Raw genomic sequence first — 21437 nt, 5'->3', positions numbered from 1 at the left:
ATCAATCCCTCAGGCTTTCTTCGCGCAGACCATCGGCCAGCAGGTTCAGGCCCAGCACCAAGCTTAGCAGGGCAATGGCGGGGGGCAGAGCCGGGTGCAGGTAGATCGACAAGAGCTTGCGCCCTTCGTTGATGGTTGATCCCCAGTCCGGGCTTTCGGGCGGCAGGCCAAGGCCAAAGAAGCCCAGCGTCCCGAGAAGGATGGTCGTGTAACCAATGCGCAGGCAAAAATCGACGATCAGCGGCCCGCGGGCGTTCGGCAGAACCTCCCACAGCATGATGTACCAGGGACGCTCACCCCGGGTCTGCGCGGCGGCCACGTAATCGCGGGTCTTGATGTCCATCGTCAGGCCCCGCACGATGCGGAACACGGTGGGTGAGTTCACGAAGACCACCGAGACAAAGACCACAAGGATACCGCCCGGAATGTCGAACAGATCCACCGGCCAGAAATCGATCTTGGATCCCTTGGCATTGATCAGCGACATGTAAAGGATGAACAGCGGCGCCAGAACGACAGCTAGGATGATGAAGTTCTTTTTGGGCTGCGTCCGGTAGCGGGCGTTCAGCAGCACCCCGAAGAATACCATCGGGAAGGCAAAGAGCACCACCGCCATATACTGCGGCAGGCCGGTCTCCACGATCTCGGGCGTCACCATCAGGTAGAACAGCAGGATCACCGGGAAGGCCAGGATCAGGTTGGCGAGGAAGGACAGGAAGGTGTCCAGTTTGCCGCCATAGTATCCGGCAGGCAGACCCAGGGTGATCCCCACCATGAAGGCAAAGGTCGTCGCGAGCGGGGCAATTTTCACCACCTCCCAGGAGCCTTTGACCATCCGGCTGAACACGTCGCGCGCCAGGTTGTCACCGCCAAGGAGATACCATTGGAATTCACCTTCTTCGGCGCCGCGCAGGGGCGTGCCGGGGGCTTTGTTTTTCATGCCCGACGCCTGCGACAGCGCATCATGGGTGGCTAGCATGTCAAAGGCCGCGAAAAAGCCGGTGAAGACCCAGAACATGACAAGGCCAAAGCCGATCATGCCGATGGGGCTGTCAAACAGCTTGCCATAAAGGCCAAGACGCCGCTTGAAGGTGATGGAAACGGCATAAAGCACCACAAGGGCGATCCAGACTGGCAGCATCTGCTGCGACAGGGCGCCGATGATGCCCGCGCCGGTGCCCATCACGAGGCCAAGCAGCAAATAGGCCAGAAGGATGACGGCCGAGGCCAGAAAGGTGAGGCGCACAGCCAGCGCGGCAAGGCCCTGCGGCCCGGCCGACAGGCTGAGCGTACCGCCTGCGTTGGTAATGGCGCGTTCCTCGGGGGTGACCGCGCCGATGATGATCCAAAGAAGGATCGAGATTGCCAGTAGTCCCAAAGCCGCAAACAGAAGCGGGTTGAGAAAGGCGATTGATCCGGTCCAGCTGAGTGGTTCCATAGTCTTTCTCCGTCTTCAGGAAATGCGAATGCGTGGGTTGAGGTAGACGTAGCCGATGTCCGAGATCAGCTGCGTGATCAGCACCACGAGAACCGAGACGACCGAGACGCCCAGCAGCAGTTCGATATCGTTGTTGCCAGCGGCTTGTACCAGCGTCCAGCCAAAGCCCTTGTAGTTGAACAGGGTCTCAACGATCACCACGCCGTTCAGGAGCCAGGGGAACTGCAGCATGATCACGGTGAAAGGCGCGATCAGCGCGTTGCGCAGGGCATGTTTCATGACGATCTTGGGAAAGCTCACCCCTTTGAGCCGTGCGGTGCGGATATATTGCGCCGTCATCACCTCGGTCATCGAGGCGCGGGTCATGCGTGCGATATAGCCCATGCCATAAAGGGCGATAGTCAGAACCGGCAGCAGGAAGTTTTCGATGTTGGGGCTTTCCATCGCGCTGGTCGCGGTGCCCTTGAACCATTTAAGGCCGACGGCAGAGGAGGAGAAAATAGCGATAAACAGGACGCCGGAAACATATTCGGGCGTCGCCGTGGTGGTGATGGCAAAGGTCGACAGTGTTCGGTCGGTGGCAGAGCCTTCCTTCATGCCCGCCAGAACGCCAAGGATCAGCGCCGAGGGCACCATGACCAGCATCACCCAGAACATCAGCGTGCCCGTCAGCGACAGGCGGGTGGCGATGATGGAACTGACCTCATCCTTGAACACCGTGGAATAGCCCCAATAGCCCTGCAGGATGCCGCAGAACTGCGGGGCATCGGCTGGGTCCATGCCCGGCGTGATGCAGCGGCCGGTGATGGTGCCATCCTCAGCCGTGTGCTGGTACGACGGCGCGAGGCCGATCCATTCCATGTATTTCTTTGGCGTGGATTGCAGGTAACCGCCTTTTTCCAGCCAGCTGGCCACGGCTTCGTCCGACATGCGGAAGTTGCCCTGGGTCTTGGCGAGTTTTTCAAGGTTCGGATAGAGGTTTGTCATGAAGAACACGACAAAGGTCAGACAAAGCGCCGTCAGGATCATGACCCCGACGCGTCTGAGGATAAACAGTCCCATGGATGCCCCCATTGGTGGCTATGCGCCCGGTTCAATGCCGCTGCGCTTTTGCTAGGCGCGGATGCGCCCTGTCTTTTGGCTGTGCTACGGGTCCAGCGGAAACGGGCCGCGCGATGCGCGGCCCGTGCAGGTCCAGGTCAGGCTTTGAGAGCCCACTTGTAAAGCTGGGGCAGGTCCGCAATGTGCTTGTCGACACCGACCAGGGTATCCCGGTGGTGACGCATGGCGGTGCGCCAGTAAGGCTGGATGGTGACGCCTTCGTCGATCATGATGGCTTGCAGTTTGCCCATCACTTCGCGGCGCTTGTCGGCATCTGCGATCGAGTTGGCCTCGGCCAGCAGCGCGTCGAACTCGGCATTTGCAAAGCCGCTTTCGTTCCAGGCCTCGCCCGAGCGATAGGCCAGTGCCAGAACCTGAGTGCCCAGCGGGCGGTGGTTCCAGTTGGTCGAGGAGAAGGGATATTTCACCCAGTCGTTCCAGAAGGTGGAACCGGGCAGGATGGTCCGCTTCACGTTGATGCCTGCATCGCGCAGCTGGGCTGCCACCGCATCGGTGGTGTTGCGGCGCCAGTCATCGTCGATCGACAGCAGCTCGTGCTCGTAATCGCCCATGCCTGCTTCGTCCATCAGGGCCTTGGCCTTGGCGGGGTCATAGGGGATACGGGTGACGCTGGGGTCGTGCTCCGGGTGCATCGGGCCGACGTGGCAGTTGTCTGCCGGGATGCCGTAGCCGGACATGCCCAGTTCAAGGCAGACGTTGTTGTCGACTGCCATGGCCAGGGCCTGGCGCACGCGCTTGTCAGCATAGGGCTTCATGCCATCGACTTCGGCCAGCTGGTTCGGGCGGATGACGATGGTAAAGCCGGAGGGGATTTCCGAGCGGGTCAGGCCGATGCTGTCGAAGATGTCGACATATTCACCGACCGATTCCCAGTTCATGTCGATTTCTTCGGCTTCAAACGCGGCCAGGAAGGCTGCCGGGTCGGTGCCGTAGTCGATGAACTCGATGCGGTCCAGATGGCCGCCCTTGCCAGCGGCATAGCCCCACCATTCGTGGTCTTCGTTGCGCACCAGCACGCCCTTGACGCCGACTTCCATGCTTTCGGGCAGCATGTAACCGGTGCCGATCGGGTTCTCCAGCATGGTTGCCGCGTCATGGCTGGCATGGGTGATGGCTGCCGGGTAGTCCGCCATGCCGGGGATGATGGTAATGTCCGGCGTGTTGGTCTTCAGCATCACGGTGTGGCTGTCGACAACGGTGATCGCGCCTTCGGCAGCCTTGCCGGTGGCTTCGTCGATGAGGGACGCCATGCGACCTGCCATCGAGTTGCCTTCGACGCTCTTGTCACACCAGCCTGCGATGTTGCGAGCCACGTCCTCGGCGGTGAAATCGTCGCCGTTGTTCCACTTCACGCCCTTGCGGACGTTCAGGGTGTATTCAGTTGCGTCGTCATTCGCGCTCCAGCTTTCCAGCAGCATCGGGCCGAAAGAGCCGTCGCTGTTGTACTCGACCAGATATTCCAGCCAGCCAGCGGTGAAGGTCGCGATCTGGGTCCAGTCAAAGGTGCGCGGATCCTTGAGGGCACGGACCTCCATCTGCATGCGCAGGGTGCCACCCTTCTGGGCATGTGCAGCGGCCTGCACCGGGGTCTCCAGACCGATCAGCCCGTAGGCGGCAGCGGCGCTGACGCCCAGTGCGGTGGAGCGGGCCAGGAATTCGCGGCGGCTCAGCTTGCCGCTTTTGACTTCCTCGGCATGCATCTGGGCGGCCCAGTGGATCGGCGCGCCGGTGGTGGTATCGTTGTTCATACGGATCTCCCTGTTTGCACCAACAGGACGCTTGGCCCTGCCTCGAGGTGGCGATGGTATGTCCGGATTGCGGTCCGGAAAGGTGCTATTTTTGAATTTCGCCGTCTCACGCACCTATTCGGCCTCATAAGGCGGCTTAGGTCAATGCACAGATTCGGCGGAATACGGCAGAAAAGCGACCTTTTTTGCGTCGTTTTCGTATATTCGCGGTGGGTCGCGCCACAGGACTGGGCAGAAGTGCCCAGTTCTCCGCAGGGTTGAGGTGCAAACGGGGGCCTGGGCCGACTCACGACGGCAGGTCGCGGGCAGAGGCTGGAACGTTACTGGGGAATAGCGGCTTTGCGCGCCTTCTTGCGCAGGGCGCTTGGTGTCTCACCGGTGTGCTGGGTGATGAAGCGAGTGAAATAGGCGGCGCTGCCGAACCCCAGTTGGGCGGCGATGTCGCGCATGGCCAGATCGCTTGAAATCAGCAGGCTGCGGGCCGCGTGAAGCTGCCGCTCTGTCAGCAGCGTGGCGGCAGTCTTGCCGGTTTCCGCCTTGCAGACCCGGGTCAGATGGGTCGGCGTCACGTTCAGCGCAGCGGCGTGATCTGCCATGCTGGCGTGTTCGTCGAAATAGGTTACCACCCGCTTGCAATAGGCCTGTGACAGGCGCCGCGCGGCGTTTGGTTTCACCGGGGGCAGGGGGCCGGAGGGGGGCTGACGGCGCAGCTGGATGCTGATCAGATCGGTGTAGGACTGCATGGCCCGGCGCCACAGGGCAGGATGAGTGGATTGTTCGACCGACACCGCCTCAAGCAGGCTGTTGAGACGCGCTTGCTCGACCGGGTCGTTAAACTTCAGGTGTAGCGGCTCGGGCGGCATCGACACGGGCGCGGTGGCAGGCACGATCAGGGCCTGACCCAGGCATTGGCGTCCGAATTCCACTGACCACAGATTGCCGGCCGGAAAGAACAGCGCCGTATGCGCGCCAAACCCGCGCCGGTGCCCATCCATCAGAAAACGACCCTGTCCGCGTGTGATCCAGATCAGCACATGCTCGGCGCGATCATGCGCGAGTTCTGTTTGCCAAGGACCGTCCGGGTAGAGACGCGAAAGCGGCGAAACGTGAAGATCTTCGGCTGGTTTCGGGTCGAATGGCATGAGATGTTACATGGATTTACTTAAACTTTATCGATGTAACAGCGCATGAAAATGTGATTCTGGCAAGTTCCTGCCGAAGAAGGTTAAAAATTGATAAATTTGTGCCTCTTACCTGCACCTGCCGTTTAGCTGAGCTGATAGCCGATCTCGGGGGAGATTTTCCGCCATTTCTCCATGCGGGCACGGAACCAGGTGCGCTGCCGTTTGGCGAACCGGCGGGTGGCAATCGCGGCGCTTTCCTCCGCCTCCTCCAGCGTCATTCTGCCAGTGGCATAGGCCATGAGTTCCGGCGCGCCGATCGCCTTGCAGGAGGGCAGGTTGGGATCGAACCGATCTCGCATGGCCTCGACTTCATCCATGGCGCCCTGATCCAGCATGGCGCGGAACCGTTTGCGGATGCGTGCCTCCAGCCAGTCCTTTCTGCTTTCCAGCACCAACGCACTGCAGGCGTTCAGCGGCAGGGGCGGCGGCGGGGTGTCATCCTGCCAATCGGCCAGCGCCCGTCCCGTGGCGGTCAGGACCTCCCAGGCGCGCTGCACGCGGGCACGGTTCTGCACATCGATGCGGGCCGCGGTCTGGGGATCAAGAGCCGACAGCAAGTCTTCGAGCGACATCGAATCGCCCTCGGCCCGGATTTCTGCAGGTGTGGGCGGGATTTCAGCCATACCTTCGGTCAAGGCACTGAAATAAAGGCCGGTTCCGCCGACGATGATCGGCCGCTGCGTTCCTGACAGCAGCGGCACCACCTCCCGCAGCCAGTGACCGGCGGAATAGGGCGCATCATAGGCCACATGCCCATAAAGCCGGTGCGGCGCGCGGGCTTCTTCTTCGGCAGAAGGGCGGGCAGTGACGATCCGCCAACAGTCGAACACCTGGCTGGCATCGGCATTGACTACCACACCGCCTTGTTTTTCCGCAATTTCCAGCGCGAGCGCGGATTTCCCTGAGGCCGTCGGGCCAGCGATCAGAACGGGCCTATCCGGATCGATGCGAAGTTCTGTCATGTCAGCCTGTCCTCACCGAGGGCGGATTTGTTATACTCCCGGGAAGAAAAGGCGCCTGGCCTGCATTGATCCTGCCGGTGATTTGCTTCATTTTGCGGCGCAAATTAACCCCGTCATATTCCGGAGCGCAACATGCCCCAAGAAATCGAAACACCGGCCGCCACTTCGGCCGTTGCCTATAAACGTGTCATGCTGAAAATCTCCGGGGAGGCGTTGATGGGGGATCAGGGCTTTGGCCTGCATCCGCCGACCGTGGAGCGGATCGCCAAAGAGGTGAAGTCAGTACACGACATGGGCGTCGAGATCTGCATGGTCATCGGCGGCGGCAATATCTTCCGGGGCCTGTCTGGCGCTGCGCAGGGCATGGAACGCACCACAGCTGACTATATGGGGATGCTGGCGACCGTGATGAACGCCCTTGGCATGCAGGCCGCTCTGGAATCGCTTGGCGTCTTCACCCGGGTGATCAGCGCCATTCCGATGGATCAGGTCTGCGAGCCCTATATCCGCCGCCGCGCCGTGCGCCACCTTGAGAAGAAGCGGGTCTGCATCTTCGCGGCCGGCACCGGTAACCCCTATTTCACCACTGACACTGCGGCGACGCTGCGTGCCAATGAAATGGCCTGCGAGGCGATCTTCAAAGGCACCAAGGTCGATGGCGTCTATGACAAGGATCCGGTGAAGTTCGACGACGCCAAGCGCTATGACACCGTCAGCTATGACGATGTGCTGGCCAAACGCCTGGGCGTGATGGATGCCTCGGCGATTGCTCTGGCGCGCGACAACAGCCTGCCGATCATCGTCTTCTCGCTGGATGAGCCTGGCGGGTTCCGGGGCATCCTGGCCGGCGAGGGGACGTACACCAAGGTCGGAGGATGAAACACCTCTTCGCCATTGTGTTGGCGTTCGCCTGCCCGGTTGCAGTAGCGGCCGGGGAGGCAGAGCTGATCTCTTTTCTGCGGCATGAAGGCTGCACTATCGGACCTTCGGTGATCGCAAAAGCCAAGGCACGCGGTTTTTCGCAGGATGCGCTGAACCGCCTTGCACAGGAAGCGCTGGACAAAGGACAGGCCAAACAGGAAGGCGCCTGGGTGGTTCTGGATCGCAGTCTGTGCGAGATGAAGCTGCCGATTATCCAATCGGACTACAGCATAGGCGATGCTGTGTTCGCGCCATATATCGCGGTCGAAGATCCCGAAGGCGACGGTGCGCAGCAGGGCTGCTATCTCAACGATTCAGTAGAGGCGCTGAAAGCTATTCCGGGGATGTCTGCCGACGATGCTGGTGATGCGCATCTTACACTTCTCGGCTCTGGCCTTGTTTCCGGTAAGTTGGCCTTCTTCGAAAACACGCCACTGCGCGCACCGCCTGGTTTTACCGTTATCCACAATGAAAATTGTGCGGCCCTTCCGGCGGCGAGGGATGTGCGTGAAGGTTTCACGGTCAGGCAAAAGCACTTCGATTGGTTCATGCGCTACCTGTTTGAAAACGCCATATGCGGGGACGATGGTACCGAGGGTTTGCATGCGCAGTGGGAAATCGGTGATGAGAACAAGAACGCCTGGCTCTTTTTTGAATACGAAGTGATTGCGCGAGCTGCTGGGTGGTATGAAGGCGCGCGCGTGAGCGACGGACGACCTCCGCTGTGTCACTATCCCAAGACCGGCTAGGTGGCCGATAGCTCTGACAGCCAGAAACTAGAAAGGGCGACGTGCGTAGAGAGCCACCAAGCCTGCGCAACATTGCTATACAATCTTGCATCAATCGCTTATGAGCGGTGTAAAGACCGCCTCAAGTCAGGGGAGAGAGCAGAATGTCTGATGATTTTGAACTGGATACCGACGATCTGAAACGTCGCATGGATGGCGCCATGGCCAACCTGCGCACCGAGTTTGCCTCGCTGCGGACCGGGCGTGGCTCGGCTTCGATGCTGGATCCGGTGATGGTAGATGCCTATGGCTCGATGACGCCGATCAACCAGGTCGGCACCGTCAACGTGCCCGAGCCGCGCATGGTGACGATCAACGTTTGGGATAAATCCCTTGTTGGCAAAGTTGAAAAGGCGATCCGGGAATCCGGCCTTGGTATCAACCCGCAGCTGAACGGCACCATCATCATGCTGCCGATTCCGGAGCTGAACGAAGAACGCCGCCGCGAGCTGACGAAGGTTGCCGGCCAATACGCTGAACACGCCCGTGTGTCGGTGCGCAACGTGCGCCGCGATGGCATGGATCAGATCAAGAAGGCCAAGGCTGATGGGATGTCCGAGGACGACCAGAAGTTCTGGGAAAGCGAAGTTCAGGATCTGACCGACGCGATGATCAAGGCCGTGGACGAGGCGCTGGAAAACAAGCAAGCCGAAATCATGCAGGTCTGACGCCCGGATATGGTCAGCAATACCGACACGGCGCCTTCCGAGGGCGCGTCCGAAGACGGCACGGGGCAGGGCCCACGCCATGTTGCCATCATCATGGATGGCAACGGCCGGTGGGCACAGTCCCGTGGCCGCCCGCGTCTGTTCGGGCACCACGCAGGCGCCAAACGGGTGCGGGAAATCGTCGAATGCTGCCCGTCCCTGGGCATCAAGTATCTGACCATATTCGCCTTTTCGACCGAGAACTGGAAACGGACGCAGGTCGAGGTCGCGGGCCTCATGAGCCTGTTCCGCCGCTATATTTCCAAAGAGATGAAAGCGCTGGCCGCGCGTAATGTGCGGGTACGTTTCATCGGGGATCGGGTGCGGCTTGATTCCAAGCTGATCCAGTTGATGGATCAGTTGGAAGAGGAAACCAAAGGTAACGACGGCACCAATCTCACAATTGCCCTGAACTATGGTGGGCGGGACGAGGTGGCACGCGCCACGAAACGGCTGGCGCAGGATGTTGCGGCTGGAAAACTATCTCCTGACGATGTGGACGAGGAAACCCTGCCGAAATACCTCGATACCCATGTGCTGCCGGATCCCGATCTGGTGATCCGCACCAGCGGTGAGGCACGGATTTCCAACTTCCTGCTGTGGCAGTCTGCCTATGCGGAGTATGAGTTCATCGACACGCTCTGGCCGGATTTCACCGCCGAAGAACTGGGGCGCCTGTGCCGGGGCTATGGCGCCCGTGACAGACGTTTTGGCGCGGTGAAGACATGAGCGCGGGACGTTGGTCCGACCTGATGCCGCGCTTGCTGTCTGCGGTCGTCATGCTTGTCGTAGGCGCCGTGGAAATCTGGCTGGGTGGCATCTGGTTTGCGCTGCTCATCGCTGCCGCTTGCGGTGGCATGATCTGGGAACTTGTCCGGATGCTGGCGCCCGAAAAGACCGGACAGGCGCTGCAACTGGGGGCAATGTCAGCCATTGCGGTGCTGGGCGCGACTCTGCTTCCGCCGGTCTGGGGCATGCCCTTGCTGGTTTCGCCTATTCTTGGTGGTATGTTTCAACTGCCTGTTGCTGCCCGCCTGCGTTTTGGCTTGTTTGGTCTCTGGATCGTTTGCGCCGGCTTTACCTTTGTATGGCTGCGCAATGAAATGGGGGCCTCTTGGCTGTTGTGGCTGATCGGCGTTGTCGTCGCCACCGATGTAGCAGGCTATTTTGCCGGTAAGATGATCGGCGGGCCAAAGCTTTGGCCGCGTGTCAGCCCCAAGAAAACCTGGTCCGGATCTTCGGCTGGCTGGATCGCTGCGGCGGTTGTCGGGGCCTTCTTCAGCGAAGCCTCGGGGCTGGGCATGGGCGCGATTGTCCTGTCGGTTGTCATGTCGATGGCTAGCCAAGCGGGCGACATCGCGGAAAGCGCTCTGAAGCGGAAGACCGGCGTTAAGGATTCCAGCGCGCTTATTCCCGGTCACGGTGGCCTTTTTGACCGGTTCGACGGGATGCTCGGGGCGGCGGCGGCCTTCCTGATCTTCGTGACATTTCTGGGATAGCCTTGTAGGGCATGACCATGCGTAAAATCTCTATCTTCGGCGCCACCGGCTCGATCGGGCAGAACACCATTGACCTGATCCGGCGCGATCTGCGCGCCTATGACGTAGTGGCACTGACGGGCGGTGCCAATATTGCCCGGCTTGCGGCGGATGCCATCGCGCTCAAGGCTGATATTGCGGTAACGGCCTATGAGGAGCGCCTGCCGGATCTGCGCGCCGCGCTGGAGGGCAGTGGCGTGGAGGCCGCAGCGGGAGAGGCTGCCCTGATCGAGGCGGCAACCCGTCCGGCGGATTGGATCATGTCGGCCATCGTTGGCGCCGCCGGTCTTGCGCCGGGTCTCAAAGCGCTTGAGCAGGGCACCACGCTGGCGCTGGCCAACAAGGAATCGCTGGTCTGTGCCGGTGGCCTTCTGATGCAGACCGCGCTGCGACATGGCGCCCGGCTCTTGCCGGTGGATAGCGAACATTCGGCGGTGTTTCAGGGGCTGGTCGGTGAAGAGATTTCAGCAGTTGAGCGGATCATCATCACCGCATCCGGTGGCGCGTTCCGCGACTGGCCGCTGGAAGATCTGCAAAAGGCAACCTTGGCCGAGGCGTCCTCTCATCCAAACTGGGACATGGGGCAGCGCATCACCATCGACAGCGCATCAATGTTCAATAAGGCGTTAGAGGTTATTGAAACCAAAGAATTCTTTGGTGTCGCGCCAGAACAGATCGAGGTTCTGGTCCATCCCGAATCGATGGTGCATGCGCTGGTTGGCTTTCGCGATGGTGCCCTGATGGCGCATCTGGGCGCACCAGATATGCGCCATGCCATCGGATACGCGCTGCATTGGCCCGAGCGAAAGGATCTGCCGGTTGCGCGGCTCGATCTGGCGGAAATCGGTCAGCTGAATTTTACGACTCCGGATACGGCGCGGTACCCGGCGCTACAGCAAGCCTATGATGTAATGCAGCGCGGCGGTCTGATGGGCGCCGTCTTCAACGCAGCCAAGGAAAAGGCGCTGGATCTGTTCATCGCGGGACAGATCGGGTTCACCGAAATGGCCGAGGTAACGGCCGCGGTTCTGGAGCGGATGGAGGCACAAAGCGGCCTTATTGATTCCGCAATGACCCTTGATAACGTCACTGAGATTGACCATCTCGCCCGACAAGAGGCAGAGCGCGCCGCAGCGGAACGCAGATAAGGTAAGAACTTGGATATCGTGACCCTACTCCCGCAGTTTGGCGGCTTTCTCTACACTATCGGCAGTTTTGTTGTCGCGCTTTCGGTGATCGTCGCGGTGCATGAATACGGCCACTACATCGTTGGCCGGTGGTCCGGAATCCATGCGGAGGTTTTTTCGCTGGGCTTTGGCCCCGTGTTGTTCAGCCGCGTCGATAAGCGTGGCACCCGCTGGCAGATCGCGCTGTTGCCCTTTGGCGGATATGTGAAATTCCTTGGCGATGCAGATGCGGCTTCGGGCAAGGACAGCGCCGCGATGGAGGCTGCCGCCAACGATCCGACGCGCCTGCGCCAGACCATGCATGGTGCGCCGCTTTGGGCGCGCAGCGCCACGGTTGCTGCCGGACCGGTGTTCAATTTTGTGATGTCGGTTGTCATTTTTTCGATTCTGGCGATGACGCAGGGCACCCTGCGGGATCCGCTGGCTATCGGCACCTTGGTGCCGCTGCCCGGCATCGAAAACCAGCTGCGCGAAGGTGACGAATTGGTCGCAATCGAGGGCGTTGCCATCCCGGACGAGGCCGGAGCCATGTCATGGGGGGAATTCCGCGACCAACTGCCGATGGTGCAGCCGATGGAGTATCAGGTGCGCCGGGATGGTCAGCTGGTCTCGGTTCAGGGCCCGTTCCTATCGCCGCCGCATGTGCGGGCCGTTGCGCCGCGCAGCGCTGCATCGGATGCCGGGCTTCAGGCTGGGGATGTTATTACGGGCGTCGATGGAGAACCGATCTTTGCCTTCGATCAGCTGAAGCAGACCGTCGAACAGGCCGATGGCCGCGTACTGCTGTTGGATGTCTGGCGGCAAGGGCAGGAGTTGGAGCTTGCGCTGGCACCGCGTCGCACGGATGAGCCGCAGCCCGACGGAAGTTTCGCGACCCGTTGGCGGATTGGTGTGGTCGGCGGGCAGGCCTTTGAGCCCGCAACCGAAGTGGGCGGGGTTGGCGAATCCCTGGTAGCTGGGGCGTCGCAGGTTTGGTCGGTGATCGACATGTCGATTTCGGGCCTGACGCATATGATTACCGGCGCCATCAGCACCTGTAACCTGTCAGGGCCCATCGGGATCGCGGAAACCTCCAGCGCAATGGCAAGCCAAGGCGCGGTCAGCTTCATCCGCTTCATCGCGGTTCTGTCGACGGCTGTTGGCCTCCTGAACCTCTTCCCGGTGCCAGCGCTGGATGGGGGCCATCTGGTGTTCTACGCCTATGAGGCGGTCACTGGGCGTCCGCCCAGCGATGGGGTCATGCGGATCCTGATGACGCTGGGCATCGCGATGATTCTGTCGTTGATGGTCTTCGCGCTCGGCAACGATCTTTTCTGTTAAAATTTATCACACTTGTTGTGGCGCCCGCCTCCGGGAAGAGGGCGGGTGCCCAACTGTCGCCATATTCCGGCATTAACCCTTTCTCAATCTGCTACGCCCGCGGCGCAGCCTTGCGCGCGGCATCGAATGGGAAAAGGAAGTCACCATGCACGCTCTGATGAGAACGGACAATGGCCTGGGTCTTTTGATGCGCCTTAATTGGGATCGCGCACTGTCGGTCGTGACGATTTTTCTCGCTCTGACTGCAGGTGCCTGGTTCGGATCCCTTTGAAACCATGGGGATGCGGCGTTTGCACCGCGCAACGCGTCGGTCACCCGTGCTCAGTCTGTGCGCATCTTCGTGCCCCGGAGTGATTTCTTAGTTTTGACAACGGTCAGTAAACCCGGTACGCACAGTTAAAAGCTGCTTAAAAAATCGGATTATGACTGATGGTTCGGGGGAAGGTCGTGGGTACATCCTGCGGTGTGCGCACAAAACGCACCAATATACTGTATAGAAGCGTATCGAGCGCCGTATTGGCTGTTGCCTTGGGATTTATCCTGACGCCCAGTTTCGCATCGGCGCAAAGCTACCAGTTCAATTCGGTCCGGGTGGAGGGCAATCAGCGCATCCAATCGGATACGATCGTGTCCTATGCGGCGCTGGAACGGGGAAAACCAGTCCGCGCTGGCCAGTTGAATGACGCGTATCAGCGTATTCTTGACAGCGGTGTTTTTGAAACGGTTGAACTGGTGCCAAGCGGCAACTCTCTGATCATCAAGGTCACAGAGTTCCCGACGATCAACCAGATCAATTTCGAAGGTAACCGGCGGATCAAGGATGACAAGCTGGCCGAGCTGATCGAATCCGCGCCACGCCGCGTGTTCCGCGCCGCGCAGGCGGAACGGGACGCCGAGACCATTGCTGCCGCCTATGGGGCGCAGGGACGTTTGGCCTCGCGGGTGACGCCGCGCATCATCCGCCGTAGCGACAATCGTGTCGATCTGGTGTTCGAGATTGCCGAAGGCGACACCATCGAAGTCGAGCGCGTTTCGTTTGTCGGCAACAAGGTCTATTCGGATCGGCGTCTGCGCCGGGTTCTGGAAACCAAGCAGGCTGGTCTCTTGCGGACCTTCATCAACAAGGACACGCTGATCGAGGACCGCCTGCAGTTTGACCGGCAGGTGTTGCGCGATTTCTACCTGTCGCGCGGCTATGTGGATTTCCGGGTCAACAGCACCAACGCCGAAGTGACTCGGGAGCGTGACGCTGTCTATCTGGTCGTCGATGTCACCGAAGGTCAGCAGTTCGAGTTCGGCAATATCTCGGTGACCAGCGAAATCGCTGAGGCCGATGCTGACCTCTACCGCTCTGCGTTGAAAGTCAAACCGGGCGTGACCTATTCGCCGCTGATTGTTGAACGTTCCATCGAGATGCTGGAAACGCTGGCAACGCGTCAGGGGATTGATTTCCTGCGGGTTGAGCCGCGGGTGACCCGCAACGACCGCGATCTGACGCTGGATGTTGAATTCGCGATGGTGCGCGGGCCGCGTGTCTTCGTCGAACGCATCGATATCGAAGGCAACACGACAACGCTGGACCGGGTGATCCGCCAGAAGTTCCGCTCGGTCGAAGGCGACCCCTTCAATCCGCGTGAAATCCGGGATGCCGCAGAACGGATTCGTGCGCTTGGCTTCTTTGCCAAATCAGACGTGGACGTCCGGGAAGGCAGCTCCGAAAGCCAGGTGATCGTAGACGTGAACGTCGAAGAGCAACCGTCCGGTTCGTTGAGCCTTGGCGGCGCATACTCTGTCAACGACGGCTTTGGGGTTAACGTTGGTCTGACCGAAAACAACTTCTTGGGCCGCGGTCAACGCCTGTCTTTCTCGATCGCGACTGCTCAGGAATCGGAAGAGTACGTTCTGGGCTTTACCGAGCCGCATCTGCTGGGACGCGATCTGAAATTCGATTTGGACCTTGGTGTGTCCGAAACGGATTCCAGTTATGCGGAGTATAATACTTCTCGCGCGTTCGTCCGTCCGGCGCTGACCTTCAATGTAACCGAAGATACGTCGTTGCAAGTGCGCTACACTTGGGCCGACAGCGAGATGATCCGCCGTGCTGATGCTTCCTTTTCTGGCGGGACCTACCCTGTAGCCGGTCCTGTGGTGACCAGCGAAATCAATCAGGGCAGCAGGACATCCAGCTCGGTTGGGTTCACCTATTCTTATGATAGCCGTCTGACCGGGCTCGACCCGAATATTGGCTTCACCATGCAAGTGGGAGCCGACTATGCCGGGCTTGGTGGGGATAGCGAATACCTCAGAACCACGGCCAAGCTGGTCGCGCAGCGCAAGATCCTCAATGAGGAAGTCACACTACGGGCGACCCTGGAAACTGGATCGCTGCATTGGATGGGGGACGATTACAGCCGCTCGATCGACCGTTTTGTTCTAACCCCCAGTGTGATGCGCGGGTTTGAACCGGGCGGGATCGGGCCAAGAGACCGCGCGCCGCGCGCCGACGGTGGCAATTACGATGATTTCCTTGGCGGTAACGTTTATGCCGTGGCGCGTTTCGACGCCGAATTCCCGCTGGGCCTGCCAGAGGAGCTGGGACTGCGCGGTGGTATTTTCTACGATGTCGGCAACCTTTGGGGCCTGCAGGACGTGGACACACCGGCCAGCGGTGGTTTCGTCGTCGGCCGTAACGGATCCTTCCGTCACGTTATTGGCTTTTCGGTCCTCTGGACCACGGCCTTTGGCCCGTTGCGGTTCAACTTTTCCAATGCGGTCAAGAAAGAAGACTTTGACAAGGAACAAAGTTTCGATCTGACCTTGCAGGCCCGGTTCTGACCCGGTGATGCAGGCAAGGCCGACGCGTATAAAAATGAGGGCGCCGACCGGCTGGTCGGCGCCCCTTTATCTGGCGCGCCAGGGACTTGTTATGGGCCTGGCGCTGTGCCTGCCTTTGACCGCTGGAACAGCTTCCGCCCAGTCAACGGCTATTGGAACACCCGCGCCTTTCAATCTGTCTCTCGGCCAGGAAATGCAGATTGGCGCGCCGCAAAGTGGCATTCTGACGATCCAGCCTGACCGTCTCTTCTCTGAAAGCGCCTTTGGCCAGCGTGTCACGCGTGAGCTGGAAGCCGAAGGCGCCGTACTCACCGCCGAGAACCGCCGTATCGAAGCAGAGCTGCGCGCCGAAGAGCAGGACCTGACGCAGCGGCGGCCCTCTATGGATCCCGAGGCGTTTCGCACGCTTGCGGATGCCTTTGACAAAAAGGTGCAGGAGACCCGGCGCACGCAGGATCAGAAACTGCGCGAGATCACTCAGATGGGCGAAACGGCCCGCCGCGAGTTCTTTGTGGCCTCCCTGCCGATCCTGCAGGGGATCATGCGCGATAGCGGCGCCGGTGCCATTCTGGATAACTCTTCGGTTTTCCTCAGCTCTGAGGCCGCGGATGTGACGGATCTTGCGATCACGCGCATCGATGCCGTTCTGGGAGACGGGGCAGACTTGGAAAGCCAGTCGCCTGACCAGTGAAACAGGTCTGACCGGTGCCTGACATCGGCGCGGTGCGCTTGCCCAGACCGTTCCCGCTTGGTAGTGACGCAGGACATATAAAAAAACGGGATACCCGCCATGACCGCCGATCTGAAAAGTGCCGATATTCACCTGATCCAGCGCATTCTGCCGCATCGTTACCCGTTCCTGCTGGTCGACAAAGTGATCGAAATCGACGGATACACTTCGGCGCATGGGATCAAGAACGTCACCATGAACGAACCGCATTTTCAGGGCCACTTCCCCGGCACGCCGATCATGCCGGGCGTGACCATCGTCGAGGCGATGGCGCAAACCGCTGGCGTCATGCTGGGTGTGGGCATGGATATGGTCGATACCGACCTGCTGATCTACTTCATGAATATCGACAAGTGCAAATTCCGCCGCAAGGTGATCCCGGGCGACGTCCTGGACATGCATGTCGAAACCCTGCGCGGGAAGAAAGGTGGCAAGATCTTCAAGTTCAAGGGCGTTGCCTCGGTCGATGGCGAAACCGCTGCCGAGGCTGAATTCTCGGCCATGGTCGACATTCAGAAGGATTGATCGCGATGAGCCAGATCCATCCGTCGGCGGTGATCGAACCGGGCGCCACCATTGGTGAGGGCTGCGAAATCGGCCCGTTCTGCATGGTCGGCGCTGACGTCACCCTTGGCGAAAGGGTGGTTCTGAAATCCCATGTGGTGGTCACCGGCGAAACCGAGATCGGCGCAGAGACGACGGTGTTCTCCTTCGCAGTGATCGGTGAGATTCCGCAGGATCTGAAGTTCAAGGGAGAGAAAAGCCGGACCGTGATCGGTGCGCGCAACCGGATCCGTGAACATGTGACCATCAATGCCGGTACCGAAGGTGGCGGCGGGGTGACCCGGATCGGCGATGACGGCTTGTTCATGGCCGGTTGCCACATTGCCCATGACGCGCAGATCGGGGATCGGGTGATCGTGGTCAATTCTGCCGCCGTCGCAGGTCATTGCGTGATCGAGGATGATGTAATCATCGGTGGTCTTTCGGGTATCCACCAATGGGTGCGTATTGGGCGCGGCGCTATCATCGGCGCGGTGACCATGGTCACAAATGATGTGATCCCCTACGGACTGGTACAGGCCCCGCGCGGAGAGCTGGACGGGCTGAACCTTGTCGGCCTGAAACGCCGCGGTGTGTCGCGGGCAGATATCACTGCCCTGCGCGCCGCCTTCCAGATGCTGGCACAGGGGGAGGGCACCTTTCAGGAACGCGCCCGGCGCCTTGGTGAGGAAACCGACAGCGCTTATGTGCAAGAAATCATCGCCTTTATCACCGGTGCAAGCGACCGGTCGTTTTTGACACCAGGGGGATGATCGCATGATCGCTCTGATCGCGGGGCGCGGTGCGCTGCCGCTTGAAATCTGCAATCGCCTGTCCGAACGACCGCTGGTCTGCGCCATGGCGGGGTCCGAGCCGGATGCGGTTGATCCGGAAATCACCTTTCGGCTGGAACAGCTGGGAAGTTTCCTCAGGCGGTTGAAAGAAGCCGGTGTGCAGGAGATCTGTTTGGCGGGCGCAGTGTCGCGCCCGATGATCGATCCTGCGGCTATCGATGCCGAAACACTGCCGATGGTGCCTGTGCTTCAGGCCGCCCTCGGCGCAGGGGACGACGGTGCGCTGCGGGCGATCATGGAGCTTTTTGAAACGGCAGGCTTTGCGGTGCGCGCGGCGCATGACGTGGCACCGGATCTTTTAATGCAGCCCGGCATTCCGACCCGGATCCAGCCCGGTGAACTGGACAAGGCGGACGCGGCTCGTGGGGCGGAGATTGTCGCAGCGATGAGCGCGGCGGACATTGGCCAGTCCTGCGCGGTGCGGGCGCGGCAAGCGGTTGCGGTGGAAACGGTCTTTGGCACCGACTGGATGCTGGAGACCTTGATCCGCCGTCCGGACGGGCAGGGCGGAGTGATGGTCAAGGCGCCGAAGACAGGACAGGACCGGCGCGCCGATCTGCCTACCATTGGCCCTGCGACGGTGGAAAAGGCCGCAGCAGCCGGTCTGTCCGGTATCGTGCTGGAGGCCGGAGGCGTGATCGTGCTGGAGCAGGAGGCGGTGATTGCCACCTGTGACCGTCTGGGCCTGTTCCTGTGGCTGCGCGACGCGGCATGAGCCTCCGGGTCTTTATCCTGGCCGGGGAGCCTTCGGGGGATCGGCTGGGTGCGGCCCTGATGGAAGGGCTGAAAACGCTAGCCCCCGATGTTTCATTTGAAGGGGTTGGCGGTACCCTGATGGCTGAGCAGGGGCTGCAGTCCCGGTTTCCGATGGACGAGCTGTCCGTCATGGGCCTGGCCGAGGTTCTGCCGAAATACCGCCATCTGAAACGCCGTATCCGTGAAACCGCCGATGCGGTGATGGCCATGCAGCCTGATGTGCTGATCACCATCGACAGCCCGGATTTTTCGCTGCGCGTGGCGCGGCTGGTGAAACAGGGCACCGACATCCGTACCGTGCATTACGTGGCGCCGTCCGTCTGGGCCTGGCGGCCGGGCCGGGCGCAGAAGATGGCCACCTGCATCGATCACGTGCTGGCGCTGCTGCCGTTCGAGCCGCCTTATATGGAAGCCGCCGGGATGGACTGCGATTTTGTCGGCCATCCCGTAGTAGCAGAGCCAAAGGCGACAGCAGAAGAGATCGCCGCGTTGCGCCAGACCTGTGACCTTGGCGATGCGCCGATCCTATTGGCCCTGCCGGGATCACGACGGTCAGAGGTGGGGCGCTTGGCGCCCGTCTTTGGCGCGTCGCTGGGGGATTTCGCGGCGGCCTATCCCGAATACCGAATCGTGGTGCCGACCGCCGGTCCGGTGGCTGAATTGGTGCGCCAGCACGCCAAAGATTGGCCACAGGGCACTGTGTTGCTCGACCCGACCGGTCTTGACCCGGCTGTTGCCGAGGCGCGCAAACGAGCGGCCTTTGCCGCGGCGGATCTGGCGCTGGCGGCTTCGGGCACCGTGTCGCTGGAGCTAGCCGCCGCACGCACGCCCATGGTGATCGCCTATCGCTTCCAATGGCTGACCTGGCAGATCATGAAGCGCATGGCCCTGATCGATACGGTCACACTCGTCAATCTGGTGAGCGAGACCCGCGTCGTGCCGGAATGCCTTGGGCCAGATTGCACCCCGTCGCGGATCGCCGGGGCGCTGGCAGATGTCCGTGCCAACCCTGAGGCGCAGCAGGAAGCCATGGGGCTCACCATGGAGCGTCTGGGCGAGGGCGGGGAGGCTCCGGGCCTGCGCGCCGCCCGCGCGGTTCTGGCGCGCCTTTAGTAGCCGCGCCAGATCCAGCCGCCGCCAAAGATGCGGCTACTTTCGGTGTCGTAGAAAACGCAGGCCTGTCCGGGCGATACGCCTTCTTCGGGCGTCAACAGCTCAACCTCGGCCGTGGTTTCGGACAATGGACGGATAATCGCCTCACGCGGGGGGCGGGTCGAGCGGACCTTTACCGCGACATGCCATTCCTTCCGACTGGTAAAGGGTTCGTCGCCCAGCCAGTTGATTTCCCGCACAGGTACGATTCGGGTCGCCAGCATGTCCTTGGGGCCGACGACCACCTGTTTCTTGTCCACATCAAGCCGCACCACATAGAGCGGCTCGCTGAGGCCACCGATCCCAAGGCCGCGGCGCTGGCCGATGGTGTAGTGAATCACCCCGGTGTGCTGGCCCAGAACGCGCCCATCCGCATGAACGATCTCTCCGGGATCAGCCGCCCCGGGGCGCAGTTTCTCGATCACGCTGGCATAGTTTCCATCGGGTACGAAACAGATGTCCTGACTGTCGGGCTTGTCGGCCACCGCCAGCCCATAGCGGGAGGCCATCTCGCGGGTGGCATCCTTGGAGGGCAGATGCCCTAGCGGAAAGCGCAGATAGTCCAGTTGTTCCGGCGTTGTTGAAAAAAGGAAATAGCTCTGGTCCCGGTTAGCATCCTCGGCCGAATGCAGCTCGGGGCCGTTGGGGCCCATCTTGCGCTGGATATAGTGACCCGTCGCCATGCAATCGGCCTCGAGATCCTTTGCGGTCTCCAGAAGATCCTTGAATTTGACCCGTTCATTGCAGCGGATGCAGGGCACTGGCGTCGCCCCGGCCAGATAGCTGTCGGCAAACTCATCGATAACCGCATCTTTAAAAATGTTCTCATAGTCGAGTACATAGTGCGGGAATCCGCGCTCTTCGGCGACTCGCCGCGCATCGTGGATGTCAATCCCAGCGCAGCAGGCGCCCTTCTTGGCCAGAGCCGCGCCGTGGTCGTAAAGCTGCAGCGTGACGCCCACCACATCATAGCCCTGATCGGCCAAATATGCAGCAACAACAGAGCTGTCGACGCCGCCGGACATGGCAACAACCACCCGCGTTTCCGAGGGCGGTTTGGCAAAGCCAAGCGAATTCAGCGGGCCATCGGTATCCAGCGCCATAGGGCGACTCCTTCGTTCAAGTGAAAGGCGTTGCAGAATATAGGAAAATCCTAACGACTCTCAAGTGTGTGGTTCACGCGCCATTAAGGACAATGGGGGAAACCTGCTCACGAAGCTAATTACGCAGATCCTCACAAGGATAAAGCAATGTTCTTGAAAAAAGTAGATGGACCACGGGCTGTGACCTTGCCGGACGGCTCCGTTATGACCCGTGCAGACCTTCCGCCCAAAACGACAAAACGCTGGGTTGCCTCGCGCAAGGCCTCGGTGGTGAGGGGCGTTCTTTATGGATTGCTGCCACAAGGGGAAGCACTGCGTCTTTATGGTCTCAGTGAAGAAGAATTCCGCAGCTGGGTTGCTGCGGTTGCCGATCACGGCGAAGAAGCGTTGAAAACCACCCAATTGAAGAAATTTCGTAAGCCTTAGGGTCTGTGGACATTCATCGTGAGGCGATGATGGCAGCCGCGAGATGCCAATTGGCGGCGTAGCTGGACGTTGTCTTTTCGTAGCGGGTCGCTATGGCTCTGAATTCCTTGATCTTTGCGAAGA

General features: G+C 60.5%; 20 protein-coding genes and 1 pseudogene. 14 read left to right on the top strand and 7 right to left on the bottom strand.

The window, feature by feature from the left end; translation table 11 throughout:
* Nucleotide 1 precedes the first annotated feature (1 nt).
* The 5 genes from AAFO90_RS19300 to miaA all read right to left on the bottom strand — a co-directional run bounded on the left by AAFO90_RS19300 (nt 2) and on the right by miaA (nt 6454).
* On the bottom strand, nt 2-1438 hold the full coding sequence (locus tag AAFO90_RS19300; protein ID WP_274827996.1) for an ABC transporter permease: 1437 nt from the start codon (nt 1436-1438) through the stop codon (nt 2-4).
* A 15-nt stretch (nt 1439-1453) separates the two neighbouring features.
* Nucleotides 1454-2500, bottom strand: coding sequence for an ABC transporter permease (locus AAFO90_RS19295; RefSeq protein WP_347510414.1), 1047 nt, complete (start codon nt 2498-2500; stop codon nt 1454-1456).
* 137 nt (nt 2501-2637) lie between these two features.
* Nucleotides 2638-4308 carry an ABC transporter substrate-binding protein gene (locus tag AAFO90_RS19290; protein WP_347510413.1) on the bottom strand — a complete coding sequence of 557 codons (1671 nt, stop codon included), beginning with the start codon at nt 4306-4308 and terminating at the stop codon, nt 2638-2640.
* A gap of 320 nt (nt 4309-4628) precedes the next feature.
* Complete coding sequence (locus AAFO90_RS19285; RefSeq protein WP_274827999.1) at nt 4629-5450, bottom strand: helix-turn-helix domain-containing protein; 822 nt, start codon at nt 5448-5450, stop codon at nt 4629-4631.
* A gap of 125 nt (nt 5451-5575) precedes the next feature.
* Nucleotides 5576-6454 (bottom strand): tRNA (adenosine(37)-N6)-dimethylallyltransferase MiaA, encoded by an 879-nt coding sequence (gene miaA / locus AAFO90_RS19280; RefSeq protein WP_347510412.1) that lies wholly within the window; start codon nt 6452-6454, stop codon nt 5576-5578.
* A gap of 132 nt (nt 6455-6586) precedes the next feature.
* Here miaA and pyrH point away from each other — a divergent pair, with 132 nt between their 5' ends.
* The 13 genes from pyrH to lpxB all read left to right on the top strand — a co-directional run bounded on the left by pyrH (nt 6587) and on the right by lpxB (nt 19746).
* Nucleotides 6587-7333, top strand: coding sequence for a UMP kinase (gene pyrH / locus AAFO90_RS19275; RefSeq protein ID WP_347510411.1), 747 nt, complete (start codon nt 6587-6589; stop codon nt 7331-7333).
* The gene (locus AAFO90_RS19270; protein ID WP_347510410.1) at nt 7330-8124 is read left to right on the top strand and encodes a hypothetical protein; all 795 of its coding nucleotides are present in this window, start codon (nt 7330-7332) and stop codon (nt 8122-8124) included. The genes pyrH and AAFO90_RS19270 overlap by 4 nt, the downstream gene beginning before the upstream one ends.
* Before the next feature lie 143 nt (nt 8125-8267).
* Nucleotides 8268-8831: a ribosome recycling factor gene (gene frr, locus AAFO90_RS19265; protein ID WP_065273426.1), complete on the top strand. Its 564-nt coding sequence runs from the start codon at nt 8268-8270 to the stop codon at nt 8829-8831.
* 9 nt (nt 8832-8840) lie between these two features.
* A complete protein-coding gene (locus AAFO90_RS19260) occupies nt 8841-9599 on the top strand; it encodes an isoprenyl transferase (RefSeq protein WP_347510409.1) in 759 nt (252 codons plus the stop codon).
* Nucleotides 9596-10369 carry a phosphatidate cytidylyltransferase gene (locus AAFO90_RS19255; protein ID WP_347510408.1) on the top strand — a complete coding sequence of 258 codons (774 nt, stop codon included), beginning with the start codon at nt 9596-9598 and terminating at the stop codon, nt 10367-10369. Before AAFO90_RS19260 ends, AAFO90_RS19255 begins: the two co-directional genes overlap by 4 nt.
* Nucleotides 10370-10386: 17 nt before the next feature.
* Nucleotides 10387-11556 (top strand): 1-deoxy-D-xylulose-5-phosphate reductoisomerase, encoded by a 1170-nt coding sequence (dxr, locus tag AAFO90_RS19250; RefSeq protein ID WP_347510407.1) that lies wholly within the window; start codon nt 10387-10389, stop codon nt 11554-11556.
* Nucleotides 11557-11565: 9 nt separating this feature from the next.
* Nucleotides 11566-12915, top strand: coding sequence for an RIP metalloprotease RseP (gene rseP, locus AAFO90_RS19245; protein WP_347510406.1), 1350 nt, complete (start codon nt 11566-11568; stop codon nt 12913-12915).
* Between the two features lie 429 nt (nt 12916-13344).
* Complete coding sequence (gene bamA, locus AAFO90_RS19240) at nt 13345-15750, top strand: outer membrane protein assembly factor BamA (RefSeq protein ID WP_347510405.1); 2406 nt, start codon at nt 13345-13347, stop codon at nt 15748-15750.
* Between the two features lie 193 nt (nt 15751-15943).
* A complete protein-coding gene (locus AAFO90_RS19235; RefSeq protein WP_347510419.1) occupies nt 15944-16441 on the top strand; it encodes an OmpH family outer membrane protein in 498 nt (165 codons plus the stop codon).
* Nucleotides 16442-16540: 99 nt separating this feature from the next.
* Nucleotides 16541-17005 (top strand): 3-hydroxyacyl-ACP dehydratase FabZ, encoded by a 465-nt coding sequence (gene fabZ, locus AAFO90_RS19230; RefSeq protein WP_065273432.1) that lies wholly within the window; start codon nt 16541-16543, stop codon nt 17003-17005.
* Nucleotides 17006-17010: 5 nt separating this feature from the next.
* Nucleotides 17011-17796 carry an acyl-ACP--UDP-N-acetylglucosamine O-acyltransferase gene (gene lpxA / locus AAFO90_RS19225; protein ID WP_065273433.1) on the top strand — a complete coding sequence of 262 codons (786 nt, stop codon included), beginning with the start codon at nt 17011-17013 and terminating at the stop codon, nt 17794-17796.
* Nucleotides 17797-17800: 4 nt separating this feature from the next.
* The gene (lpxI, locus tag AAFO90_RS19220; protein ID WP_347510404.1) at nt 17801-18592 is read left to right on the top strand and encodes a UDP-2,3-diacylglucosamine diphosphatase LpxI; all 792 of its coding nucleotides are present in this window, start codon (nt 17801-17803) and stop codon (nt 18590-18592) included.
* Nucleotides 18589-19746, top strand: a complete 1158-nt coding sequence (gene lpxB, locus AAFO90_RS19215) for a lipid-A-disaccharide synthase (RefSeq protein ID WP_347510403.1) — start codon at nt 18589-18591, stop codon at nt 19744-19746. Before lpxI ends, lpxB begins: the two co-directional genes overlap by 4 nt.
* On the opposite strand, the gene mnmA is transcribed toward lpxB, so the two are convergent.
* Nucleotides 19743-20888, bottom strand: a complete 1146-nt coding sequence (gene mnmA, locus AAFO90_RS19210; RefSeq protein ID WP_065273436.1) for a tRNA 2-thiouridine(34) synthase MnmA — start codon at nt 20886-20888, stop codon at nt 19743-19745. The two genes, lpxB and mnmA, sit on opposite strands and share 4 nt — an antisense overlap.
* Nucleotides 20889-21035: 147 nt before the next feature.
* On the opposite strand from mnmA, the gene AAFO90_RS19205 reads away from it, so the two are divergent.
* Entirely contained in the window at nt 21036-21314 is a 279-nt protein-coding gene (locus AAFO90_RS19205; RefSeq protein WP_065273437.1) for a DUF1153 domain-containing protein, read from the top strand.
* A 13-nt stretch (nt 21315-21327) separates the two neighbouring features.
* Here AAFO90_RS19205 and AAFO90_RS19200 read toward each other — a convergent pair.
* Nucleotides 21328-21437: pseudogene (locus AAFO90_RS19200) on the bottom strand (IS5/IS1182 family transposase); the annotation flags it as partial.

Source organism: Phaeobacter sp. CAU 1743, from assembly GCF_039839315.1.
Classification (GTDB): Bacteria; Pseudomonadota; Alphaproteobacteria; order Rhodobacterales; family Rhodobacteraceae; genus Phycobacter; species Phycobacter gallaeciensis_A.
The sequence above is the reverse complement of the archived record's forward strand: the minus strand, read 5'-3'. Positions and strand labels throughout refer to the sequence as shown.

Excerpts from the sequence above, each read along its gene's own strand:
- AAFO90_RS19300 (WP_274827996.1), bottom strand. The coding sequence starts at position 1,438 with ATGGAACCACTCAGCTGGACCGGATCAATCGCCTTTCTCAACCCGCTT.
- AAFO90_RS19295 (WP_347510414.1), bottom strand. The coding sequence starts at position 2,500 with ATGGGACTGTTTATCCTCAGACGCGTCGGGGTCATGATCCTGACGGCG.
- AAFO90_RS19290 (WP_347510413.1), bottom strand. The coding sequence starts at position 4,308 with ATGAACAACGATACCACCACCGGCGCGCCGATCCACTGGGCCGCCCAG.
- AAFO90_RS19285 (WP_274827999.1), bottom strand. The coding sequence starts at position 5,450 with ATGCCATTCGACCCGAAACCAGCCGAAGATCTTCACGTTTCGCCGCTT.
- miaA (WP_347510412.1), bottom strand. The coding sequence starts at position 6,454 with ATGACAGAACTTCGCATCGATCCGGATAGGCCCGTTCTGATCGCTGGC.
- pyrH (WP_347510411.1), top strand. The coding sequence starts at position 6,587 with ATGCCCCAAGAAATCGAAACACCGGCCGCCACTTCGGCCGTTGCCTAT.
- AAFO90_RS19270 (WP_347510410.1), top strand. The coding sequence starts at position 7,330 with ATGAAACACCTCTTCGCCATTGTGTTGGCGTTCGCCTGCCCGGTTGCA.
- frr (WP_065273426.1), top strand. The coding sequence starts at position 8,268 with ATGTCTGATGATTTTGAACTGGATACCGACGATCTGAAACGTCGCATG.
- AAFO90_RS19260 (WP_347510409.1), top strand. The coding sequence starts at position 8,841 with ATGGTCAGCAATACCGACACGGCGCCTTCCGAGGGCGCGTCCGAAGAC.
- AAFO90_RS19255 (WP_347510408.1), top strand. The coding sequence starts at position 9,596 with ATGAGCGCGGGACGTTGGTCCGACCTGATGCCGCGCTTGCTGTCTGCG.
- dxr (WP_347510407.1), top strand. The coding sequence starts at position 10,387 with ATGCGTAAAATCTCTATCTTCGGCGCCACCGGCTCGATCGGGCAGAAC.
- bamA (WP_347510405.1), top strand. The coding sequence starts at position 13,345 with ATGGTTCGGGGGAAGGTCGTGGGTACATCCTGCGGTGTGCGCACAAAA.
- AAFO90_RS19235 (WP_347510419.1), top strand. The coding sequence starts at position 15,944 with ATGCAGATTGGCGCGCCGCAAAGTGGCATTCTGACGATCCAGCCTGAC.
- fabZ (WP_065273432.1), top strand. The coding sequence starts at position 16,541 with ATGACCGCCGATCTGAAAAGTGCCGATATTCACCTGATCCAGCGCATT.
- lpxA (WP_065273433.1), top strand. The coding sequence starts at position 17,011 with ATGAGCCAGATCCATCCGTCGGCGGTGATCGAACCGGGCGCCACCATT.
- lpxI (WP_347510404.1), top strand. The coding sequence starts at position 17,801 with ATGATCGCTCTGATCGCGGGGCGCGGTGCGCTGCCGCTTGAAATCTGC.
- lpxB (WP_347510403.1), top strand. The coding sequence starts at position 18,589 with ATGAGCCTCCGGGTCTTTATCCTGGCCGGGGAGCCTTCGGGGGATCGG.
- mnmA (WP_065273436.1), bottom strand. The coding sequence starts at position 20,888 with ATGGCGCTGGATACCGATGGCCCGCTGAATTCGCTTGGCTTTGCCAAA.
- AAFO90_RS19205 (WP_065273437.1), top strand. The coding sequence starts at position 21,036 with ATGTTCTTGAAAAAAGTAGATGGACCACGGGCTGTGACCTTGCCGGAC.